The organism is Anaerotignum faecicola (genome assembly GCA_024460105.1).
In the GTDB taxonomy this organism is placed as follows: domain Bacteria; phylum Bacillota; class Clostridia; order Lachnospirales; family Anaerotignaceae; genus JANFXS01.
In genome coordinates this window covers 1-551 of record JANFXS010000107.1, presented here as the reverse complement: position 1 = coordinate 551, position 551 = coordinate 1, and the positions used below count along the sequence as shown (strand labels likewise).

Annotated in this window: 1 protein-coding gene; it reads right to left on the bottom strand. The window is 51.9% G+C overall.

From position 1 onward, the window contains the following. Nucleotides 1-6: 6 nt before the first annotated feature. A partial coding sequence (locus NE664_12980; GenBank protein ID MCQ4727546.1) for an IS66 family transposase zinc-finger binding domain-containing protein occupies nucleotides 7-551 on the bottom strand: 545 nt, incomplete at its 5' end.

The following is a 551-nucleotide window of genomic DNA, read 5'->3' as shown; positions in this document are numbered from 1 at the left end:
GGAAGTTCAAATCCCTTCTCCTGCCGGTACAGAGGAAGCGCATCTGCATACTTTTTCATACATGATATGTGATACCAGGGATGCAGAAGCATATCCGCCTGGGATAAGTGCCGGGCTCCCTTCGTCTTTCATGAACCGCGGATCCTCCGTGTCTTTACCGGCCAGACACCCATAAGTGGCGGCAATGTACACGATACGCTCCAGTTTTGCCCTGGTATAACGGAGTTCTGTCCGCATCTCTTCATGGCCGATCGGGATCATGCCGGCTCCGCACTCAGGGCACTGCTTCTCTTCTTCGGACAACGTGTTTACTTCTTCATAGTGGATTGGAAGATTTGCGAACATCTCATCATAGTCCGCTTTGGGCTTACGTTCCTGTTTGCTGGTCTTTACTTCGATGAACTCCGGCTCAATGAGCTCCGGCAATGGTTCCTCCCCGGAACCGGATCCGGAGAAAAGGCTTAACTGGCCGGGCAGATCACTGCGCCGTTCACTGGAACTGCCAAATAACTTCTGCTTGAAGTATTCAAGCTGCGCCTGCAGGTTTGAAA